Annotated in this window: 19 protein-coding genes; 9 read left to right on the top strand and 10 right to left on the bottom strand. The window is 66.4% G+C overall.

The window, feature by feature from the left end:
* Positions 1–237 precede the first annotated feature (237 nt).
* The gene (locus CSC74_RS17665) at positions 238–774 is read right to left on the bottom strand and encodes a hypothetical protein (RefSeq protein WP_281349742.1); all 537 of its coding nucleotides are present in this window, start codon (positions 772–774) and stop codon (positions 238–240) included.
* 666 nt (positions 775–1440) lie between these two features.
* Here CSC74_RS17665 and CSC74_RS09780 point away from each other — a divergent pair.
* A complete protein-coding gene (locus tag CSC74_RS09780) occupies positions 1441–2115 on the top strand; it encodes an SRPBCC family protein (protein ID WP_162314245.1) in 675 nt (224 codons plus the stop codon).
* A gap of 204 nt (positions 2116–2319) precedes the next feature.
* Here the strand turns inward: CSC74_RS09780 and CSC74_RS09775 are convergent, their stop codons facing one another.
* A complete protein-coding gene (locus tag CSC74_RS09775) occupies positions 2320–3573 on the bottom strand; it encodes an MFS transporter (RefSeq protein ID WP_162314244.1) in 1254 nt (417 codons plus the stop codon).
* 199 nt (positions 3574–3772) lie between these two features.
* The gene (locus CSC74_RS09770) at positions 3773–4255 is read right to left on the bottom strand and encodes a nuclear transport factor 2 family protein (protein ID WP_162314243.1); all 483 of its coding nucleotides are present in this window, start codon (positions 4253–4255) and stop codon (positions 3773–3775) included.
* 229 nt (positions 4256–4484) lie between these two features.
* Here CSC74_RS09770 and CSC74_RS09765 point away from each other — a divergent pair, with 229 nt between their 5' ends.
* Positions 4485–6326, top strand: coding sequence for a P-loop NTPase family protein (locus tag CSC74_RS09765; RefSeq protein WP_162314242.1), 1842 nt, complete (start codon positions 4485–4487; stop codon positions 6324–6326).
* 148 nt (positions 6327–6474) lie between these two features.
* Here the strand turns inward: CSC74_RS09765 and CSC74_RS09760 are convergent, their stop codons facing one another.
* Positions 6475–7161 carry a class I SAM-dependent methyltransferase gene (locus CSC74_RS09760; RefSeq protein WP_162314288.1) on the bottom strand — a complete coding sequence of 229 codons (687 nt, stop codon included), beginning with the start codon at positions 7159–7161 and terminating at the stop codon, positions 6475–6477.
* A 287-nt stretch (positions 7162–7448) separates the two neighbouring features.
* On the opposite strand from CSC74_RS09760, the gene CSC74_RS09755 reads away from it, so the two are divergent.
* Together CSC74_RS09755 and CSC74_RS09750 are read left to right on the top strand one after the other, a co-directional pair.
* Positions 7449–8408 carry an MBL fold metallo-hydrolase gene (locus CSC74_RS09755; RefSeq protein ID WP_162314241.1) on the top strand — a complete coding sequence of 320 codons (960 nt, stop codon included), beginning with the start codon at positions 7449–7451 and terminating at the stop codon, positions 8406–8408.
* A 77-nt stretch (positions 8409–8485) separates the two neighbouring features.
* Complete coding sequence (locus tag CSC74_RS09750) at positions 8486–9292, top strand: arginase family protein (RefSeq protein WP_162314240.1); 807 nt, start codon at positions 8486–8488, stop codon at positions 9290–9292.
* An 89-nt stretch (positions 9293–9381) separates the two neighbouring features.
* Here CSC74_RS09750 and CSC74_RS09745 read toward each other — a convergent pair whose 3' ends face one another.
* The gene (locus CSC74_RS09745; RefSeq protein ID WP_162314239.1) at positions 9382–10200 is read right to left on the bottom strand and encodes a type II toxin-antitoxin system RelE/ParE family toxin; all 819 of its coding nucleotides are present in this window, start codon (positions 10198–10200) and stop codon (positions 9382–9384) included.
* 340 nt (positions 10201–10540) lie between these two features.
* Between CSC74_RS09745 and CSC74_RS09740 the strand changes: the two genes are divergently transcribed.
* Complete coding sequence (locus CSC74_RS09740) at positions 10541–10936, top strand: GFA family protein (protein ID WP_162314238.1); 396 nt, start codon at positions 10541–10543, stop codon at positions 10934–10936.
* 43 nt (positions 10937–10979) lie between these two features.
* Here CSC74_RS09740 and CSC74_RS09735 read toward each other — a convergent pair whose 3' ends face one another.
* On the bottom strand, positions 10980–12347 hold the full coding sequence (locus tag CSC74_RS09735; RefSeq protein ID WP_162314237.1) for an MFS transporter: 1368 nt from the start codon (positions 12345–12347) through the stop codon (positions 10980–10982).
* Between the two features lie 211 nt (positions 12348–12558).
* On the opposite strand from CSC74_RS09735, the gene CSC74_RS09730 reads away from it, so the two are divergent.
* Entirely contained in the window at positions 12559–14004 is a 1446-nt protein-coding gene (locus CSC74_RS09730) for a M20/M25/M40 family metallo-hydrolase (protein WP_162314236.1), read from the top strand.
* Positions 14005–14107: 103 nt separating this feature from the next.
* Here the strand turns inward: CSC74_RS09730 and CSC74_RS09725 are convergent, their stop codons facing one another.
* A complete protein-coding gene (locus tag CSC74_RS09725; RefSeq protein WP_162314235.1) occupies positions 14108–14947 on the bottom strand; it encodes a LysR family transcriptional regulator in 840 nt (279 codons plus the stop codon).
* A 107-nt stretch (positions 14948–15054) separates the two neighbouring features.
* Here CSC74_RS09725 and CSC74_RS17445 point away from each other — a divergent pair, with 107 nt between their 5' ends.
* Genes CSC74_RS17445 through CSC74_RS09715 form a run of 3 tightly spaced genes read left to right on the top strand, consistent with a single transcriptional unit; the run spans position 15055 to position 15947 of the window.
* Complete coding sequence (locus tag CSC74_RS17445; RefSeq protein WP_211369605.1) at positions 15055–15255, top strand: lipocalin-like domain-containing protein; 201 nt, start codon at positions 15055–15057, stop codon at positions 15253–15255.
* A 3-nt stretch (positions 15256–15258) separates the two neighbouring features.
* A complete protein-coding gene (locus tag CSC74_RS17440; RefSeq protein ID WP_211369604.1) occupies positions 15259–15549 on the top strand; it encodes a lipocalin-like domain-containing protein in 291 nt (96 codons plus the stop codon).
* 53 nt (positions 15550–15602) lie between these two features.
* Positions 15603–15947: a 5-carboxymethyl-2-hydroxymuconate Delta-isomerase gene (locus CSC74_RS09715; protein ID WP_162314234.1), complete on the top strand. Its 345-nt coding sequence runs from the start codon at positions 15603–15605 to the stop codon at positions 15945–15947.
* A gap of 70 nt (positions 15948–16017) precedes the next feature.
* On the opposite strand, the gene CSC74_RS09710 is transcribed toward CSC74_RS09715, so the two are convergent.
* The 3 genes from CSC74_RS09710 to CSC74_RS09700 all read right to left on the bottom strand — a co-directional run bounded on the left by CSC74_RS09710 (position 16018) and on the right by CSC74_RS09700 (position 18302).
* A complete protein-coding gene (locus tag CSC74_RS09710; protein WP_162314233.1) occupies positions 16018–17130 on the bottom strand; it encodes an alpha/beta hydrolase family protein in 1113 nt (370 codons plus the stop codon).
* A gap of 203 nt (positions 17131–17333) precedes the next feature.
* Positions 17334–17678 (bottom strand): hypothetical protein, encoded by a 345-nt coding sequence (locus CSC74_RS09705; RefSeq protein WP_162314232.1) that lies wholly within the window; start codon positions 17676–17678, stop codon positions 17334–17336.
* A gap of 270 nt (positions 17679–17948) precedes the next feature.
* Positions 17949–18302 carry an FKBP-type peptidyl-prolyl cis-trans isomerase gene (locus CSC74_RS09700; protein WP_162314231.1) on the bottom strand — a complete coding sequence of 118 codons (354 nt, stop codon included), beginning with the start codon at positions 18300–18302 and terminating at the stop codon, positions 17949–17951.
* Positions 18303–18571: the final 269 nt, after the last annotated feature.

Genomic DNA, 18571 nt, shown 5'->3' with positions numbered 1-18571 from the left:
TTCCTATTTGATCATGCACTACCACCTGACCTAATTCCCCCTCTCTCTCTTGCTCTCGCATTAGAAGAGAGAATAACACACTGCCCGGCGCGTCTCAGCTCCCGTGTCCACCCCCCCCCCGTCCACCCCCTCGGGGGGGGGGTAGGCTGCCTCCTCCAGTGTCCCCCGCCACGTCTAGGCCGCGCGGGGGGCGGGCCCTCCCCCCCCCCGCCCCCTTTTCCCCCCGCGCCGCTGGTGTCAGGTGGGCGGGGGGCCCACATCGGGAGGGGAGGCCCCCCCCCCCCCCCCCCCGCCGCCGCCTGGTTCTTGGGGGGCGCCCCCCCCCCCCCCGCCCCCGCGGAGACCGCCGTTGGCGATGCCGCCGCCGCCGCCGCCACCGCCGTTGTAGCCGAGCTGCCCAGTTCCACCATTGCCACCACCGGTGCCACCACTGCCGCCGCTACCGCCGTCGCCGATAACCCGGCCACCCGCTCCAGCGCTGCCGGCAGGCCCTTGGCCGTCTGCACCATCGGTGAAACCCGCCCCCCCGGCGCCGCCGTTATTGGTGCCGGCAGTGCTGCCTGTGCCGCCCGTCGTGCCACTCCCGGCGCCACCGTCGGTGCCGCAGATGTGGGTGGCGTCCGGGACGCAGGTCGCCGCCGCTGCGGGCAACGCAGCGAACCAGCCGGTCGCCCCCAGCAATCCGGCGCAGGCCAGCGCGAGCGGAGTCCGCCGCAGGCCATGCGTCGCCGCGGCGTTGCGGCCACCCGGGCTGGCGCTGGCCAGCTCGGACACGACCTGGACCACGCCCAGGGCGCGATTGAATACAAGGCGATAGATATGGTTCACGGGCGGTCCTCGGATCGGGAAATGGAAAGGTCAGGCGTCGCGTGGCGCGGCACGCGGACAAGGAGAAGCGACCGGGAACGTCGCGGTCGGGGAGTGGTGAGGCGCTGATGACATTGCGGCGCGCATCGATGGCACATCCGGGCCTGGCGGCAAGCGCACGGACACGCCAGCGCGCTGCTCCCGGAAGCACGGCACGTCAGATTTGGACAGGTAGTCCGATGCCGTCCGCTGCCGCTGCTTCCACGCAATCGGGTCATCGTTCGACGGACTCGACGGACCGGCGGGAAACACCAGGGTCTGCCAAACGCAGCGCGGCTGCCGACGCCGATTATCGAAATGATTGATGTCAACGCCCCCCGGCCGTTGCAGCCCATGTCCCTATCCGTTGTGGAACGAGGATACATCGCATCCCGATCCCGCAAGGCTCCGTACGCGCGGACCGCGGCTGTCCCCGATGCCGATGATAGCCGGCTCCGGCCTGCCATGCGCCCATGGAGACATGCCGCGCTGCGTGGCAGCGATCATGCGGGCCACAATCCGCGCGCTGTCTTGACCCTGTCATGGCACGGGCATCGAATTCCCCGGACGGGTCGTCGCAGGGGACTGGGCAACATGGTTCTGTTCCGCAATCGGGTCGCGCCGCAGGCCGCAATCCTTCCGTCACGGGTGGCCAGGGCCTTGGGTTGCCTGCTGTTGCTGTCGGCCGCGCTGTCCCTGTCCGCTCGCGCGCAGGCCCAGCAATGGCGAACCGCCAGCGACAAGGACGGCATCCGGCTGGAAACCCGGCGCATTCCGGGCGAACGTTTCGACGAACTGCGGGTCAGCACGTCGCTGGACGCTTCGCCGGGGGCAATCGCCGACTACCTGTTCGGAAAGTATCTCGAGGAGAGCAACAAGAACATCAGCCGTACCTTCATCCAGCGCGGGCGCGAGTCGACGATCTGGTCGGACGTGCTCAGCACGCCGGTGATCAGCGAACGCTGCTACTCCATGCGCTTCGAACGGCATTCCCACGCCAATGGCGAGATACGGGTGAGGTTCGCGTCCCTGGATTACATCGGAAGGAAACCGGTGCCCGATTGCATCGCATTGCGCTCGCGCGGCGAGTGGGTGATGACGCCGACCGGCACGGGAACGCGGCTGACCTATGCGTCATTGACCGATATCGGCGGCAAGGTCCCGGCGATGATGGCGAGCCGTTCGCTCTCGGCGGCCGCGATCATGAGCGTGCGCAAGGTGGTTGCGGGCGCATCCGGGCTGGCGCTGCCCCGCGGCATTGGCGATTGAAAGAACAGCAGCTCCCGGACCAGGCACGCACGCATCCGGCATCGCGTGGCTCCGCCAAAGGCGTTCCGCGCTTCGAATGATCGTCCGTCGGTCCCAACGCCCAGCTGTAAGAGCGACGTGTCCAGCTGTAGGAGCGACGTGAGTCGCGAAGGAAATGCCCGTGGAACTCGCCTTCGCGACTCACGTCGCTCCTACGCCGGACGGTCAGGACTCGCAGGCCACGGTGGTCGCCGGCATCCCGGCTTGCGTGCGCGCCGATGCCCGTGCGGTCCGGCTGGCCCACACGTAGATCATCAGTCCGGCCACCGCGGTGGCGGCGCCGACGTAGCCGGTCGAGGTCCAGCCGTAACCGGCGGTGATCGCCATGCCGCCCAGCCACGGACCCAGTGCGTTGGCGGTGTTGAACGCGGCATGGTGCGAGGCCGCGGCCAGGGTCTGCGCATCGCCCGCCACGTCCATCAGGTGCGATTGCAGGATCGGCCCCAACGCACCCATCAGGCCGATGGCCACGGTCGCCAGCAGGATCGTCGGCAGGCTGTGCGCCATCGACGGGAACAGCAGCAGCACCACGACCGCCCACGCCAGCACCACCCACGCGCCGCGCAGCTTGAAGCGGTCGAACAACCAGCCGCCGGCGAAGTTGCCGATCACCCCACCCACGCCGAAGCCGGCCAGGCCCAGCGGAATCCAGGCCGCCGACACCTGCGTCACTTCCAGCATCGTCGGCGCCAGGTAACTGAAGACCGCGAACATGCCGGCGAAACCGATCGCGCCGATGCCCAGCGCCTGCCACACGGGCGTGCGGTTGAACGCGCGCAGCCCGGCCAGCGGTTTCGCCTTCGGTCCATCGACATGCGCCGGCAGCCACACCGCCAGCAGCGCGGCCGTGACGACCGCGATGATCGCCACCGCGGCATAGATCCAGCGCCAGTCGACCCTCTGCCCCGCCCACGTCGCCAGCGGATTGCCGATCAGGATCGCCAGGGTCAGACCCAGCATGACGATGCTGACCGCGCGTCCGCGCCGATGCGGCGGACTGATCGCCACCGCGGTCAGCGCGGCCACGCCGAAGTAGGCGCCGTGCGGCAGGCCGGCGATGAAGCGGAACAGCATCATGCTGTGATAGGTCGGCCCCAATGCGCTGGCCAGGTTGCCCAGCGCGTAGAAGCCCATCAGCGACAGCAGCAGGGTCTTGCGCTTCCAGCCCGCGCCGAGGATCGCCAGCAGCGGCGCGCCGACGACCACGCCCAGCGCGTAGGCGCTGATCAGATGGCCCACCTGCGGTTCGGTCACGCCCAGCGACGCGACCATGTTCGGCATCAATCCCATGCTGGCGAACTCGCTGGTGCCGATGGCGAAACCGCCCAGTGTCAGCGCGAACAGGATCAGGCCGACCTGGCGCGGGCTCAGGTCGGTGACGTCGTGTGGGACGGCACTGCGAAGGGGAACAGAGGTCATGACGCATTGTGCTGCAACGCAGCAAATGCGTCGACGCCGCAGTTGGAACGCTGCATTCAAGGACGCCCGCACGCGGATGGCGATCCGGAGACGGTGCGGCCCCGTCCCAGGCGAGCCACTGGATCGGAATGCCTTTGCCATGAACCAGGGAACGCGGAAAAAGCGCCCTGATCCGCTCCCCGGACGGACCCAGGCCGTTCTATGTTTGCCCGGGCACGGGCCTGGGCGGGCAGACATTGTTCGCGTGGCGGAAGGCCAATCGCCACTTGCCGTCGCGTTTCATCCACGCGTTGGTGTAGCGCCGCTGCAGGCGCTGGCCCGCGTTCGGCGCGCCGGGTGCGGGCACCACCACTTCGCCGCCCATCACCACCACCATGCCGGGGAAGAACAGGAAGCGTTCCGGCGTACGCTCGAAGGCGGTGTAGCGGATCACGCCCTGCCGGATCAGGTCGAGCAATTCCTTCTTCTCCTTGACGATGCGGCCGGTCGGATGGTTCACCGTCACCTCGTCGTCCATCAACACGTCCAGCGCCTTGGCATCGCTTTCGAAGATCGCCCTGGCGTGGGCCAGGTCCAGCGCGCGGATCTCATCTTCCAGCGCGGCGCTGGGCATGGCTTCCTGGGCGGACGTGGATACGCTGGCCAGCAGCATCGCCAGCAGGAAAGGAATGCGTTTCTTCATGGGTCGCCTCGCGATGAGTGGATCCCCTTGCGCCTGTCGCGCCTGGTCATGCCAACGGGAATACGGAATTCCATCGGACAGTAAACCGCCGCGGCTGCGCTTCGCTTGGCCGGGCCATACCCGCCGACTCCTGGTTTCCTCGATTGATGCCGGCCGGCTCCATCCCGATCCTGCTGCTAACATCTCGCCGCGAATCGAAACCACACAAGGCAGGGGAATGGCGAACTTGATGAGGTACATGGCGCTGGCGTGCCTGTTGTCCACCACCACCGCCTGCCAGTGGTTTGGTACGCCGGAGGACCGCATCAATGCCGCCGTGCCGCTGAGCGAGAGGGCGACCCAGGCCAAACAGGCCTTCGACGCAGCGGCACGGGCCCAGTCCTTCGATGCCGGGCGCATCGACAACGAATTCCACGACCGGCTGAAGATGCGGGCACTGGAATGCGCGCATGGCTATTCGCCTTCATTGCTGCAGGGCGAGGCGCATATCCGCGACCAGTTGAGCGACACGGGATGCTTCGAGAAGTTCGACCGGTCGCTCGCGCAATGGATCGGCCTTCGCCATGCCGGCCTGTTGCTGGCCGCCCCGCCGCTGCGGCCGATCCCGACGCAGAAGATCGCCCCCTACCTGGTCGCCAGCGAGCGCATATCGGAAGCCAGCTTCGCCCGCCAGGCCGGCATCGCCGTACTGCATACGGCCGGGCAACACGAGGTGTTCGATCTCGGCAGTGGCGAGCGCCTGCGGCAGATCGCGCGCGAGGGCCGCAGCTTCGTGGTGGACATCTCCGACAACGGGCGCCTGCTCAGCCTCAACCAGGACCAGGCCACGGTCGTGCTGGACCTGGAACAGGGGAAACCGCTGCTGCGACTGGACAACGTGCGCGACCAGCGCCTGTTCTGGGTCGGCCAGGCCGGCGCGCTGTATGTCCCCGACGATGAGCGCGCGCCACTGTTCCTGGACCTGCTCAACGATCGCCAGAGCCCGATTCCCACCAGCCTCGACCGCATCGGCGCGGTCGCGCCCACGCCCGTACCCGGCCGTTACGCACTGCTGGGCTTCACCCGCCACGCCGCGATCGACCTGGCCCAGGACGCGCAGGGCTGGAAAGCCACGCTGGCCCTTGAAGCCGAACCCGGGCAAGCGGTCGGCCACTGGTCGCGCGGCCAGCTCACCGCCGATGGCAGCGCCTACGTCGGCCAGCAGAACGGCCCGGTCCTGATCGACCTGCGCACGCTGGAGCTGCGCAAGCCCGGACTCGCTCCGCTGATGGTCGGCATGACCGTGCCCACGCCCGATCCGGACACCCTCTACCTGTTCGGCCATTACCGCTCGGCGAACGACATCGAATACCAGGCGCTGCTGTATTCGTGGCGCAAGCACACCCTGGCGCCGGCGCAGGTCGGCAAGCGGCTGTCCTCGACCCTGACCTGGATCCCGTCGGTGCGGCGCCTGGCGCTGCGCGACGACTTCAAGCTCACCCTGCTGGACGCGCTGCCGGCCAGCCAGGCGCCGATCGACGCCGATGACTACCTGCGGCAACTGCCGGTGGTCGAGACGGAACCGTCGCCGGCCGCGGGCGAGGAGGCGGATGCGGCGCTGGCCGCCTGGCGTGCCGCGGTGGCGGCGCAGGCCTCACCTGCCAGGGCTACCGACAGCGGCCTCGCCGCCCTGGCTGCGAACGCCCTCATCGAAACCGTGGGCGTGTACGAAGGCGAAGGCGCCGTGCATGGCGCCGGCAGCAGCGTGCGCACGCCCGGCACCGTGCAGGTCATGGTCAGGCGCGGTCGACCGGTGATCCTGGTGCTGACTTCCTACGAGCCGGTGAACTGGATCGTCAAACCGGAACCGGGCGCGAAGGTGCTGGCCGTACTGCATGGTGGTTACCACCCCTCGCAAGTTCATGGCGCCGGCGAAGCGCGCACCATCGACCTGGGCCGCATTTACGCCTACAAGCGCAGCGACGCCGGTTTCGGCCGGCTCGATGCCGAGGTCCGGCAACGCAGCGGCAAGGGAATCGACCGCTTCCAGGGCAGCTATCGCGGCAACGTGTTCCGCGTAGGCGTTGATTAGGGGAATGGAGGCAGTCAAACGACTTGACTGCCCCCGCCCCTTCGGTCCGCTCTGCTGAGGGGATTCCGCAGGACGGACTTGACCCCTCTTCGGGAAGCCGCATGGATATGCAGACCGGATGAAGCGAACCGGCTCGCCCTGCGCGCGCTCAAGTCGGCTGCAAGGGTGCGTGGGCGATCCAGCCCTTGAAGGTGAAAGCCGCGTAGAACAGTTCGACCGTCTCGAATCCCGCTTCCCGCAGCAGTGCAACGTCCTGCTCGGGAGAAAGCAAGGGAAGCCGGGCGTCCATGGCATCGATCGCCCTCATCGCGTCATCGCGCGCGATCCCGGAGGACACCGCGAAGGCGGCGTATCGATGCAGCCAGCGCGACTTCTCTTCCCTGGTTTGCGGAAAACTATGGTGGGCAACGATCAGCGGAGCGCCGGGTTTCAGGCGGCGCTTCAATTCCGCAAGCGTGTGCAGGCGCTGCTCGGCCGGCAGGAAATGCAGGGTCAGCAAACAGGTGGCGCCATCGAATCCGGTGGCCGGAGCGGTGTCGATATAGCCTTCGAGGAGTTCGACGCGTGATGCGAGCGGACCCAGGGTGTCCTTTGCGAGCTGCAACATCTGCGCCGAAGGATCGATTCCCAGCAGGCGCCATCCGGGTTGGGCTTCGGCGAATGCCTTCAACTCCAGGCCACCGCCGGCACCGAGGACCAGGACGCGCCCCGCTTCGGGCACGCGCTCGGCCAGCAGCAAGGCTGTCATCTGATGCAGTGCGTGGAAGCCCGGAACCAGCTTCGCGGGTCCTTCGGAATATCTGGCGACACTTTGCGGATCGGAGAAGGAGGACAGGGGAAAACTCCAATAGGCGGATAAAAGGAAGAGGGGGATCAGAGTACATTTCCAGGAAAAGGTACTCTGATTCCCTGTTTTTATTCTGGAACGGAGAGTGGTGGGCTTGAGCCCGCCTACGAGCAAACAAACGCGAAGCGGATAGTGCGCGCAAGTCGACGCTTCTCGTCTTCTCCCGGGTGCCATAAGTCACTTTCTGCGTCCTATGCGCCGGAATCGGGCGCTTTTCCCTTTTCGCCCCGGCCACGGGCTGAAAGAATGCCCGCACATCGCCATGGAAGACCGCCGTGAACAAAACAATCGCCTTGATGCTCGCGCTGCTCGCCACGCAGGCTTCCGCGGGAACCGTGCCCGGATCGCTGGACGTGCAATGGAACGAAGGGGCGACGGACTGCACGGCCACGCCGCAGCCGCCGCTGCAGGTGCACGCCTATGAGCCGCAGACCTTCGTTCTGCGCCAGAACCCGTGCGCCAGTTTCGAAGCGAATTTCCTCTACCTGCTCATCGGCTCGGAGCGGGCGTTGCTGATCGATACCGGCGCCCTTGCCGATCCTGCGCAGATGCCGCTGGCGGAAACGGTGCTGGGCCTGCTGCCCGAACGCGCGGGCGCGCGGATGCCGCTGGTCGTCGCCCATTCGCATGGCCACCAGGACCACCGCGCCGGCGATCCCCAGTTCGCCTCGCTGCCGTCGGTGGAGGTGGTGGCTACCGATCCGGCGAGCGTGCAGGCGTTCTTCGGTATCGACCCATGGCCGGGCACGGGCAGCGTGGACCTGGGCGACCGCATGGTCCGCGTGGTGGCCGCGCCGGGGCATCATCCCGCGCAGGTGGTCTTCCACGACGACCGGACCGGGCTGGTGCTGACCGGCGATTTCCTGCTGCCGGGCCGACTGCTGGTCGATGACGCCGTGGCGTACCGCGCAAGCGCGCAACGGGTCATCGATTTCCTCGGCGCGCGCCCGGTCACGCATGTGCTCGGCGGCCACATCGAGATGGATGCCGCGGGCGGACTGTATGGGTACGGATCCCGGCACCACCCCGGCGAGCGCCGGTTGGAACTGACCAAGGCGGACCTGTTGGCATTGCCGGCGGTCTTCGCGGAGTTCAACGGCTTCTACTCGCGACATGCGAACTTCGCCATCACCAATCCGATCCGCAACCTGACGGCGATGGCGATCGCCGCGCTGGCGGTGCTGGCGCTCGCCATCTGGGGCCTGGTGCGCTTCCTGCGGCGACGGCGGAAGTAGGGGTGCGTCTCGCTTACCCGGACCACGCAGGCCATGGCATCATCGGAAGGCGATGATCGCCATGGAGCCCAGTACGGATGCAATCGTTCCGGAAGCCGTTCGACATCAGCCTTGCCTATCCGCAATGGCAGGGTTCCGGCCGGTCCGATAACCTGCCGCGCGGCGCGGCCGCGGCCGCTGCGGTGTGCGGGCGTTACGCGCCGCTGCTCGAGGTGCCATTGCATGAAGCCGATGCGGACAGCGCTCATGGCGTGCGTCGCTGGGAGGCGATCTTCGCGCAGTTCCGCAGCGCACAGGATCTGCTTGCGCGCTCCGGCGCCCGGCGGGTGTTGACGGCCGGTGGCGATTGCGCCGTGGATGTCGCGGTGATCGATCATCTGCACCGGATGCACCCCGGCCTGCACGTGATCTGGTTCGACGCCCACCTCGACGCCAACACGCCCGCGACCTCTCCCAGCGGCAACTTCCACGGCATGCCCGTCAGCGCGATCCTGGGACGTGCGCCCGGGCCGATGCGGCCCTTGCTCGGCGCCCCGATCGATCCGGCGCGCTTCCATTATTCCGGCATCCAGGTCGGCGACGACGGCGACTGGGCGCTGAAGCGCGAACTGGATCTGCAGTCGATGGAACCGGAGGCCTCGATCGGCGGGCCGGTCCACATCCATTTCGACCTGGATGTACTCCACCCGCTGGAATTTCCCTACGTGGCCTATCCCGAGGGTGCACTGGGAATCGAAGAGGCGATCGCATTACTGGCGCGTATCGCACGCGAAGCCGATGTCGTAGGCCTGACCGTGACCGAATTCGCTCCCGCCAATGCAGAAGAAGTCCGGGAAGGAAGCAAGGTGATTGCGAGGCTATGCGAGGCAGTCATTGAGCCGTGAAGCGCGTAGGGTGGGCCTTGGCCCACCATCGCCACACACAGCCTGGCATCGGAACGAAGAGCGGTGGGCTTAAGCCCACCCTACGAGGCTCACCGGTACGGTCCTGGACCGCTCCAGACCTCTTCGCCCTGCCGATAGACCTTTTGCATGTTGATGCCCTCGCGCGCATCGCCGATGGTCTTCAGTTCCGGCGAGTCGGGCTCGAGCAGGCGACAGGGGCCGGACTCGCGCCTCAGCGCGGTTTCCAGCGGGCAGATCATGTAGCGCCGCGTGCCCGGCAGGGGAAGGAAGAGTTCGGTCATTCCCTGGTCGCGCCAGGCGCGCAGCCGGGCTTCGCTGAGCAGGTCGTAATAGACCTGGTAGCCGTCCACTTCCATGCTGGGTGCGGCGTTGGAAGCATCGTTCCTGCGGCCGCTGTCGATGGAGCGGCTCCTGGCCAGTCCCGCATTTTCGGGGGCGAGGTCTTCCTGGAGCATGCCCGGCGGCTGTCCCCAGATGTGCGGGCGACGCGGCGTTGTTGGCGGCGGGGCCGCGGTGGGCGCCTGGACCTGGGCCTGCTCCTGCGCGGCATCGTCCGGAGCATCGGAGGGAACCGGATCGTCGGCCTGCGTGACCAGCGTGGACTGGACGCGCGACGCCGCGGGGGACTTCTTGGCGGGCTTGCTCGCCGCCGGCTTGGCGGGTGGCGTGCGTGTGGGCTGTGGTGGCGTGGCGCCGATGAAGTCCACGACCATCCTGCTGCCGCCCGCGGTGCCTTGCGGCGGCGTCACGGTGACCCGGGAAGACAACAGCATGAGGAGCAGGAACAACAGGTGCAGCAGCGCGCTCGTGATCGAGGCGATCCAGTGCTGCCAGCGTTCGAGCCAGGATCCGGCCCTGGTATCCGCTTTGCTCGACGCCTTGCTCATGCCGCCGGAGCTGCGTCGGGAGTGGGGGACTTCATGCGGAATCTACAGCGCGCGAACGATGGGGTGCGACATCGTAACGCGCCGCGCGCGTCTGTTTCCCGGCCCCGCGTTGCGCGGGTTGGCCTTGTTCATCATCACTGGCAAGTAGCCCGGGCAAGGCCAAAGAGCCTGCCCCGTACTTGATACGGGGTACTTGATACGGGGCCGCATCCGGGGTTCCTGGAGTCCTGATGGTGTAAAGCGCCCCGGGTGCGCTCCGCTTGCCCGGGCTACGCTGGCTACGGTCCTTTAGCTTCCGCGGGTATAGCATTCCGTTCGCCTGATCGAAAAGGAGACGCACATGGACCGGTTCACGGGTGGCTGCCTGTGCGGCGCTGTCCGGATCGTTGCATCGGGGCTCCCGTACCGGGTCGGCCTCTGCCACTGCCTCGACTGCCGCAAGCATCATGGGGCGCTGTTCAACGCTTACACGATATTCCCACGGGATTCGGTAACGATCGAAGGCGAAACACGGGAATACGCGGGGCGGTGCTTCTGCCCGCGCTGCGGTTCGTCGGTATTCACGCGCAGCGCGGACGAAATCGAAGTGAGTCTGGGCGCCCTGGATGCCCCGGACCGGTTGATGCCCACCTACGAGCTCTGGACCGTCCGCCGCGAGTCCTGGTTGCCGCCGTTTCCGCTCGGCAAGCGGTACGACCGCGATCGCGACGCCACGGGCCGCTTCGAGCCCATGTAACCAGAAGCGACGAAGGCAACCCTTTTGACTCACCCCGCGCTCTTCAGCGCATGGTCCGGCGATCCATTGCCGCGGCATCGTCCAGCCAGTTCGCGCTCTTGTTCTTCAGGAAGAAGAGGTACACGAACAACGAGACCGCGATCACCGCGGTGACGTACACCACGAACAGCATCACCTTGTCGCTGCGCAGCGCGGCCTGGTACAGCAGCGGCGCGGTGCCGCCGAACGCGGAATTGGCCAGCGCATAGCCCAGCCCGACGCCGAGCGCGCGCACGTGGGTGGGGAACAGCTCGGCCTTCACCACGGCATTGATCGAGGTGTAGCCGGTCAGGATCACGAAACCTAGGGCGAGGATCGCGAACGCGGGCAACCAGCTGGCCTGCTGCGGCAGCGCCAGCACCAGGAATCCGCTGTAGAGCACGCCGCCCACGCCGAAGAACACCAGCAGGCTCTTGCGCCCGACGAGGTCCGACAACCAGCCGCCCACCGGCTGCAGCAGCATCAACACGATCAAGGCGAGCAGGTTGAGGACCACGCCGGTCATCGCGTCGCCACCGGCAAACAGGCCCTGGATGATTTTCGGGCCGATGACCGAATAGGTATAGAAGGCGACGGTGCCGCCGGCGGTGATCAGGAAACACAGCAGCAGCGGACGCCACTGGTGGACGAACAGCTCGCGCAGGGAGCCCGAGGCGCGCGCCTGGCCACTGCGGGCGGCCTGGATCGAATCCGATGCCAGCGATTCATCCATGGTCCGCCGCATCCAGAACACCACGATGGCCGCGATGCCGCCGAGGGCGAAGGCCACGCGCCAGCCCCACTGCGAGATCTGCGGGGTATCGAAGAATTTCAGCATCAGCAGCAGGGTGATCTGCGCCAGCACGTGGCCGCCGACCAGGGTGACGTAATGGAACGAGGACAGAAAACCGCGCCGGCCGGGAATGGCGGCTTCGGACATGTAGGTGGCGCTGGTGCCGTATTCGCCGCCGGTGGCGAAGCCCTGGATCAGGCGCGCCAGCAACAGGATCATCGGCGCCGCCATGCCGATGGTTGCCACGCTGGGCGTGATCGCGATGGCGAACGAGCAGCCGGCCATGATCGTGACCGATACCGTCAGCGCCAGGCGGCGGCCATAGCGATCGGCGAAACGGCCGAAATACCACGCGCCGATCGGCCGCATCAGGAAGGTCATGGCGAAGATCGCCCAGATGAACAAGGTCGCGTTCTTGTCCTCGGGCGAAAAGAACTGCGACTCGAAATAGGTGGCGAAGACCGAATAGACGTAGACGTCGTACCACTCGACCAGATTGCCCGCCGATCCCTTGAGCGTATTGGAGACCGAGCGGCGGAGACGGGCGCGGCTGTCGGCGTCGGACCCTGCAGCCGGAAGGGACGATGCGGATGCAGTCATGGAAAGGGCGTGTCCGATGGTTGCCGCAAGCAGTATAGGGGTCCTTCCCGATGCCCCGTTCACAAGTGCTTGCCGTGTCTGGGAAAGCGCTGGGTTGGTGAAGCCAACCCAGCCTGGCCCTCAACGAGCAAGCCCTGCAATCTTGACCGGTCGTGAAAGTGGTAGCGTGGCAGCAGAAAAGCTGCAAGCAGCCATCCGGGGGGATGCCACGATGAAATCGTTCTTCCTGAGTCCGACGACGCTGCTGCTCTGCATGCTGATCGGCATCGTGATGTTGCCATCGGACAATAAGCGCGCGGCGCAAGCGCCCGCCGTGCGTACACCTGCCGCACCACACGTGGCCCGACTGGACGCGCAGCGCGTTGCGAATGCAGCCGAAACGCCACCTCTGCGTCCCGTCCGGACAGACGGAACGGTCGCCCCGCCGATGGCGACGGCGTCGCAGACCGACCCGTTCGCGCCGGTGTACATCGTGACCTCCCGCGACACCTGGCAGGGTATCCGCGGCCTGGTCCGCGATGCGGTCGCGCGGCGCGACAGCACCGGCATGCCGTTGGTGATTGCCGAAACCAGGGCCGATCGCCTCGGCGATATCGGCCGCTACGTGCATGCCAGCGAGCGCCGCTGTGGCGGCTATTTCGCGTTCCCCACCCATGCGCAGGCCGAGGCCTTCGTGCGCGCGGATCGTTCGCGGCAGGCGATGGCGAAATCGCTGCCCGCCGCCTATACGCTCGACAATCGGGCCACCGTGGACCGCTGGTTGCCGCAGGTGCAGGAACGCCGCATCTACGACACCATCAATCACCTCTCGAGCTATCGCAACCGCTACTACGCCAGCAGTTTCGGCAGGACGTCGGCGGAATGGATCCGCAGCCACTGGCAATCGCTCGCCGCCGGCAGCCCTCAGGTCACCACCGAACTGTTCACCGCCTGCACGAACTGCTCCACGCAGCCCTCGGTGATCCTGACCCTCAAGGGCTGGGATCTGCCCGACGAAGTCGTCGTGTTGGGCGCGCACCTGGATTCGATCAACGCCGGCAACCGCAACGATCCCAACCAGCTTGCGCCGGGCGCCGACGACGACGCATCGGGTATCGCCACCCTCACCGAAACGCTGCGCATCGCCCTCTCCGGAGGCTGGCGGCCGCGGCGCACGGTGAAGTTCATGGGCTATGCCGCGGAGGAAGTCGGCCTGCGCGGCTCCAACGCCATCGCGCAGTCCTTCCGCAGCAGCGGCGTCGATGTCGTCGGCGTGCTGCAACTGGACATGACCAATTACAAATCCGGCGCGGTACCGGACATGAATCTGATCGCGGACTACTCCAACGCCGACCTGAAGAACTTCTCCGTCGCCCTGTTCGATGCCTACCTCGCACCCAAGGGTCTCACCCGCGGCAGCGTGGCTTGCGGTTACGCCTGCTCCGACCACGCCTCGTGGACGAATGCCGGCTATCCCGCCACGATGATGTTCGAGGCCGGCGACCCGAACGGCGACTTCCCCTACATCCACACCACCAGCGACACGCTGGCGACGATGGGCGAATCCGCGCAGAACAGCGTCAAGTTCGCGCAGTTCGCACTGGCCTACCTCGCCGAGACCGCCAAGACCGCGCAGGTCAGGCCCACCGGCGGCCCGGCGCCGGTTTCGAGAAGATAGCTCTGTAGGGTGGGCCTTGGCCCACCATTGCGACGTGTTCGGCCATATGGCTTCGGAACGAAGAGCGCTGGGCTTAAGCCCACCCTACCGCCCTGACGTTCGCTCATCGGAATGCCAGCGTGAGTACACGAAGCGCTTCGCGCGATCGACGGTCGCCGAGTGCGGTGTAGAGCATCACATCCTGCGGGGGGATCGGCGGCAAGGACAGGCTCTCGCCGATATCGACCGTGCCCGATGGCGCGGCGCGTTGCGCCAACACGGCCACGGCCAATCCCCCGGCCGCAGCGGCGCCGAGGATCGCGGCACCCTTGCCGACGAAAACTTCGCTCCATTCGATTCCGGCCTTGTCGAGCGCACGAACCGCCACCCCTCTGATGCGGCACGACGCACCTTGCGTTGCCAATGGCAGGGGTTGGTTGGCATGGGGCTCCCAGCCGACGGCCGCGAACCAGGAAAACGTCTCGACGAAAGCGGCCCTGCCCTGCTTGCGGCGGTCCTCCGGACGCAGCGCCAGCACCGCATCGAGCTCGCCCTTTTCGTAGGCCTGCATCAGCTCGCCCGTCCCGGCCACGCGCATCTCGACCAGCAAGCCCGGGTCGTGGTCCCGCATCCGCCGCAACAACGACGGCAATTCGCCGCCGACCAGCAGATGACTGATGCCGATCGCCAACCGGCGCCGCTCGACTTCGAACGCGGCGGCCGCGCGGTCATGGGTCGAAACCAGTTCGCGTGCCATGCCGAGAAATGCCAGCCCTTCGGCGGACAGGCGCACATGCCGAGGCGTGCGCTCCAGCAGGCGTCGGCCCAGTTGGTCCTCCAGCCGGCGCAGCTTGAGGCTGACCGCGGACTGGCTGGTTCCCAGCACGTCGGCGGCGCGGGTGAAGCTCCGCAGATCGGCGGCCAGCACGAAGGCCCTGACCGCATCGACATCCATCGCCTTCATCCGCATGGATTCGCTTTTGAAATGACAGATATATCTATAGATGTCTTTTTAAAATCATGCAAGAGGCTTAGGGTGGCCCGGTCGCCCACCACCGGAGGAGTTCCACGATGAGACATCTGACGGGCATGATGTTCGCGATGCTGGCGGGGCTGGCCATGCGCGATATGCCTGCCCCCGCCCATGAATTCCCGCTGCAAGGGACCTGGACCCTGGTGGCCGCGGACAAGATCCTGCCCGGTGGCGCGCGTGCGCGGGACTATGGCGAGCAGCCCAGGGGCAGACTGATCGTCGACACCCAGGGCCGATAGTCATTGCAGATACTCAAGTCCGAGCGCCTGCGTTTCGCCGCCGGCAGCAAGGCCGACGGCAGCATCGATGAGTTCAAGTCCGCGGTCATGGGCAGCAGCACCCATTACGGCACCGTCGCCATCGATGACAAGGCGGGACAGCTGGTCTTTTCGATCGAGGGCTCCTCCTTCCCCAATTGGGAAGGCACCGTGCAACGACGCCAGTACAAGCTGGAAGGCAAGGAACTCAGTTACCGGGTACCGCCACGGGCGGACGGCAGCATCCCGGTTTCGGTCTGGCGACGACTCGATTGAGTCGTCGCACGACATGAATCGCCCTCCCCCAGGATCAGGATACGAGAGACGACATGCCGCACTTCGTGGTTGATTGCTCGCAGGAAATAGTGCGGCAGCGCAGCGAGGAAGAAATCCTCGCACGACTGCATCGCGCCGTGAATTCCACGGGATTGTTCGAGGAGCCCGATATCAAGGTCCGGATCAATCCTTTCCCGGTCTACGCCGTCGGCGGAGGAAAGGAAGACTTCATCCATGTGTTCTCGCACATCATGCAGGGACGGACCGTCGAGCAACGCGCAGATCTTTCGAAGAGGATTGTCAGCGAACTGGCCGACATGTTTCCGACTGTCCATCGGATCGCCACGAACATCGCGGAGTTCGAGAAAGCGACCTATCTCAATCGGGACATGCTGTAGACACGACGGTCTGGCGAAACAGGGCCGGAGTACTTTTTCTGAAAGGGACTCCGACCCTTTTCGTTTGCTCCTACGGGGCCTGCAGGCTCTTAAGCGCGGTAGCGACCGTCTCCGGCGGGAAGCCGCAGTGGCCTTCACCTGCCGGCGGCAGCGTGCGCACCTGTTGGCCGCGACCCTTGGCCGTGGCGAGCGCCAGATAGCCGTTGCTGAAGCGCGCCGGCACGACCGGGTCGAGCGCACTCGGCTGCAGCACCACCGGCACCGGTGCCGCGCCGGTCAGTGCGCCGGTCTCGCGCACATAGGTGAGCGCCGCCGGGTCGGCGACGTAGCGGCGTATGCGCGCGCCGAGCGCGGCCTCGTCGCCCTCCACGCCCTCGGGGCCGGTGACGCTGTCCACGGGAAAACCGTCGGCACGCTGCGCCAGCTCGCGCAACGCCAGGTAGTACAGCCAGAGCGAACCGGCCAGCTCGCCGCGCGGGATGTCGAAGCGCTTCGCCAGCGCAGCCGCACGCGTTTCATCGTGCGCCAGCGCGGCCTCGATGGCCTCGCCGTCCGCGGCGGGCGGCAGCGACGCATCCGCCAGTCCGCCCGGTGCCTGCGGCAGTACGCCGGGGAACAGCGCGTCGAACGCGGCCAGCGGCCCCAGCGCCGCGCGCGCGAACATCGTTTCGCTGGACACGGCGACGCCGCACATGGACACCACGCCATTCCACGCCTGCGGATGCCGTTCCGCGCTCGCCAGGGCGACCAAGCCGCCCATCGACCAGCCGACCAGCCACGCGCGCGTCGGCGCGCCATGGCGCGCGACGAAATGCGCGCGAAGCCGCTCGGTATCGGCGATCGCTTCGGGGATCGCCCAGCCCTGCGCCGAATAGCCGCTCGTCGCGATCGCGTAGCCCTGCGCGAGCAGCGGCTCCATCCCGGACGGGAACGGCAACGGCCGCTCGCGCGGCGAACCGGCCGGCTCGTAGCCATGCGCATTGACCACCAGTTGCCCGTTCCAGTCGGCGGGAATGTCGATCCGGTAGGCGGCACCCTCGAGTTCGCCGGTGTCGACGATGGCCTGCCGCGGTGCGACCGCTGTCGGCGGCGCCGCGGACTCGCGGAGGTTTGCGGGCGCGCAGGCGGCGAGCAATGCCGCCACGGCGAGGGTCAGCAACAGCGAAGCGGTGCGTCGGGTCATGGTGTCCTCGATCCCTCCGGAAGCAAGTGGTCCGGGCGAGGCCAAAGCCTGTCCCGCACTTGATACGGGGCCGCACCGGGGAACGTGGAGTGTAAATGCGAACCCGCAGGCTGGGTTGGCTCTATCGACCCAGCAAGCGGGATGCTGAAGCAAAGGCGCTGGGTTGGTGAAGCCAACCCAGCCTACGGTCTTACGCTGGCTTATCAGAAACGCGGTGGCTCAGTGACCGGCGACTCTTTAGTGTTGATGAAGCGCTGGACCTTGTTCGTGACCTTGCCATCCATAAAAGAAATGCTCACGTCCATATGGCGTCCGCTAAAGTAAATCCAGACTTCGTCCTCGGTTTCTGTCGCTGGCGTGATAGTTGCCGGCTCGCCAGCGATCTCAAGAACACGCGCTTTCGAGTCGCCTTCGTTCACGTCGGCGTAGGCACGCGCGACGCGCGCCTCATACGCCCTTTCCTCCTCCTTGGTGAAGATTTGAGCCCAAGCAGGTGCGCTCAGGGTCAAGGTTGCCAATAACAGGGTCTGGACCAGGTGTGTCTTCATTTCGATTGTTCCCCGCGGCCGAATGCAGGCGACGGTAACGCATGGTCGAGGATGGCGGGGTTAATCGTCGGCCGCAGTTCGCAGGATGGGTCGAGCGCAGCGGCTTTCAACAGCGAAGCTGGTCCACCCATCGCGCGTGACGCATCCATGCCGCCATGGGTTCCGTAAAAACAGGCGCGTTGGTCTGGGGCTCTATCGCTGCGGACAGGGGGAGCGATGGGTGTCGCTACGCTCGACCCATCCTACGGGGCCTACGGGGCCTACGGGGCCTCAGGCTCCCAGCAGTTCGACGTCGAACTTCAGCGTGGCGTTGGGCGGGATGACGCCACCGGCGCCGCGTGCGCCGTAGCCAAGGTTGGCGGGGATGATCAGGGTGCGTTGGCCGCCTTCCTTCATGCCCTGCACGCCTTCGTCCCAGCCCTTGATGACCATGCCGGCGCCCAGCGCAAACACGAAGGGTTCGTCTCGATCCTTGCTGGAATCGAATTTGGCGCCCTGCTCGTCGTTTTCGTAGAGCCAGCCTGTGTAGTGCACGGTGACGTTGCGGCCGGGCGCGGCCTCGGCGCCGGTGCCGACGACGGTGTCTTCGAACTGCAGGCCGGAGGCCGTGGTGGTGTACGCCATGAGAGGTTCCTTGTGGGCTTGGTGGTTTCGTGGCGCGTAGTTTAGCGCTCGCGTGTCTCAGCGGAAAAAGGGGCTAGAGAACATGCTGGTTTCAAACAGATAGGTCCTCTGATCCTTTTCCGCTTTTCCGGTGAGTCAGGATTATGGCGACGTGCGGCTTCCCGCTGACCCATTTCTTGCACGGCGAAGTACGATCTGAACCGCCTATTGATATGTCCATATTTTTAGTTCAGTCTTCGGACTCTGAGTTGACAGACGCACAGCTCAGT

It is taken from the genome of Pseudoxanthomonas yeongjuensis, assembly GCF_010093345.1.
Classification (GTDB): Bacteria; Pseudomonadota; Gammaproteobacteria; order Xanthomonadales; family Xanthomonadaceae; genus Pseudoxanthomonas_A; species Pseudoxanthomonas_A yeongjuensis.
Note: the sequence above shows the minus strand (reverse complement) of the source record. Positions and strands in the feature narration are given on the sequence as shown.

Bases quoted from the DNA above. Each gene is read 5' to 3' on its own strand.
- CSC74_RS09780 (WP_162314245.1), top strand. From the start codon at position 1,441: ATGGTTCTGTTCCGCAATCGGGTCGCGCCGCAGGCCGCAATCCTTCCG.
- CSC74_RS09775 (WP_162314244.1), bottom strand. From the start codon at position 3,573: ATGACCTCTGTTCCCCTTCGCAGTGCCGTCCCACACGACGTCACCGAC.
- CSC74_RS09770 (WP_162314243.1), bottom strand. From the start codon at position 4,255: ATGAAGAAACGCATTCCTTTCCTGCTGGCGATGCTGCTGGCCAGCGTA.
- CSC74_RS09765 (WP_162314242.1), top strand. From the start codon at position 4,485: ATGAGGTACATGGCGCTGGCGTGCCTGTTGTCCACCACCACCGCCTGC.
- CSC74_RS09750 (WP_162314240.1), top strand. From the start codon at position 8,486: ATGCAATCGTTCCGGAAGCCGTTCGACATCAGCCTTGCCTATCCGCAA.
- CSC74_RS09745 (WP_162314239.1), bottom strand. From the start codon at position 10,200: ATGAGCAAGGCGTCGAGCAAAGCGGATACCAGGGCCGGATCCTGGCTC.
- CSC74_RS09740 (WP_162314238.1), top strand. From the start codon at position 10,541: ATGGACCGGTTCACGGGTGGCTGCCTGTGCGGCGCTGTCCGGATCGTT.
- CSC74_RS09735 (WP_162314237.1), bottom strand. From the start codon at position 12,347: ATGACTGCATCCGCATCGTCCCTTCCGGCTGCAGGGTCCGACGCCGAC.
- CSC74_RS09730 (WP_162314236.1), top strand. From the start codon at position 12,559: ATGAAATCGTTCTTCCTGAGTCCGACGACGCTGCTGCTCTGCATGCTG.
- CSC74_RS09725 (WP_162314235.1), bottom strand. From the start codon at position 14,947: ATGAAGGCGATGGATGTCGATGCGGTCAGGGCCTTCGTGCTGGCCGCC.
- CSC74_RS17445 (WP_211369605.1), top strand. From the start codon at position 15,055: ATGAGACATCTGACGGGCATGATGTTCGCGATGCTGGCGGGGCTGGCC.
- CSC74_RS09715 (WP_162314234.1), top strand. From the start codon at position 15,603: ATGCCGCACTTCGTGGTTGATTGCTCGCAGGAAATAGTGCGGCAGCGC.
- CSC74_RS09710 (WP_162314233.1), bottom strand. From the start codon at position 17,130: ATGACCCGACGCACCGCTTCGCTGTTGCTGACCCTCGCCGTGGCGGCA.
- CSC74_RS09705 (WP_162314232.1), bottom strand. From the start codon at position 17,678: ATGAAGACACACCTGGTCCAGACCCTGTTATTGGCAACCTTGACCCTG.
- CSC74_RS09700 (WP_162314231.1), bottom strand. From the start codon at position 18,302: ATGGCGTACACCACCACGGCCTCCGGCCTGCAGTTCGAAGACACCGTC.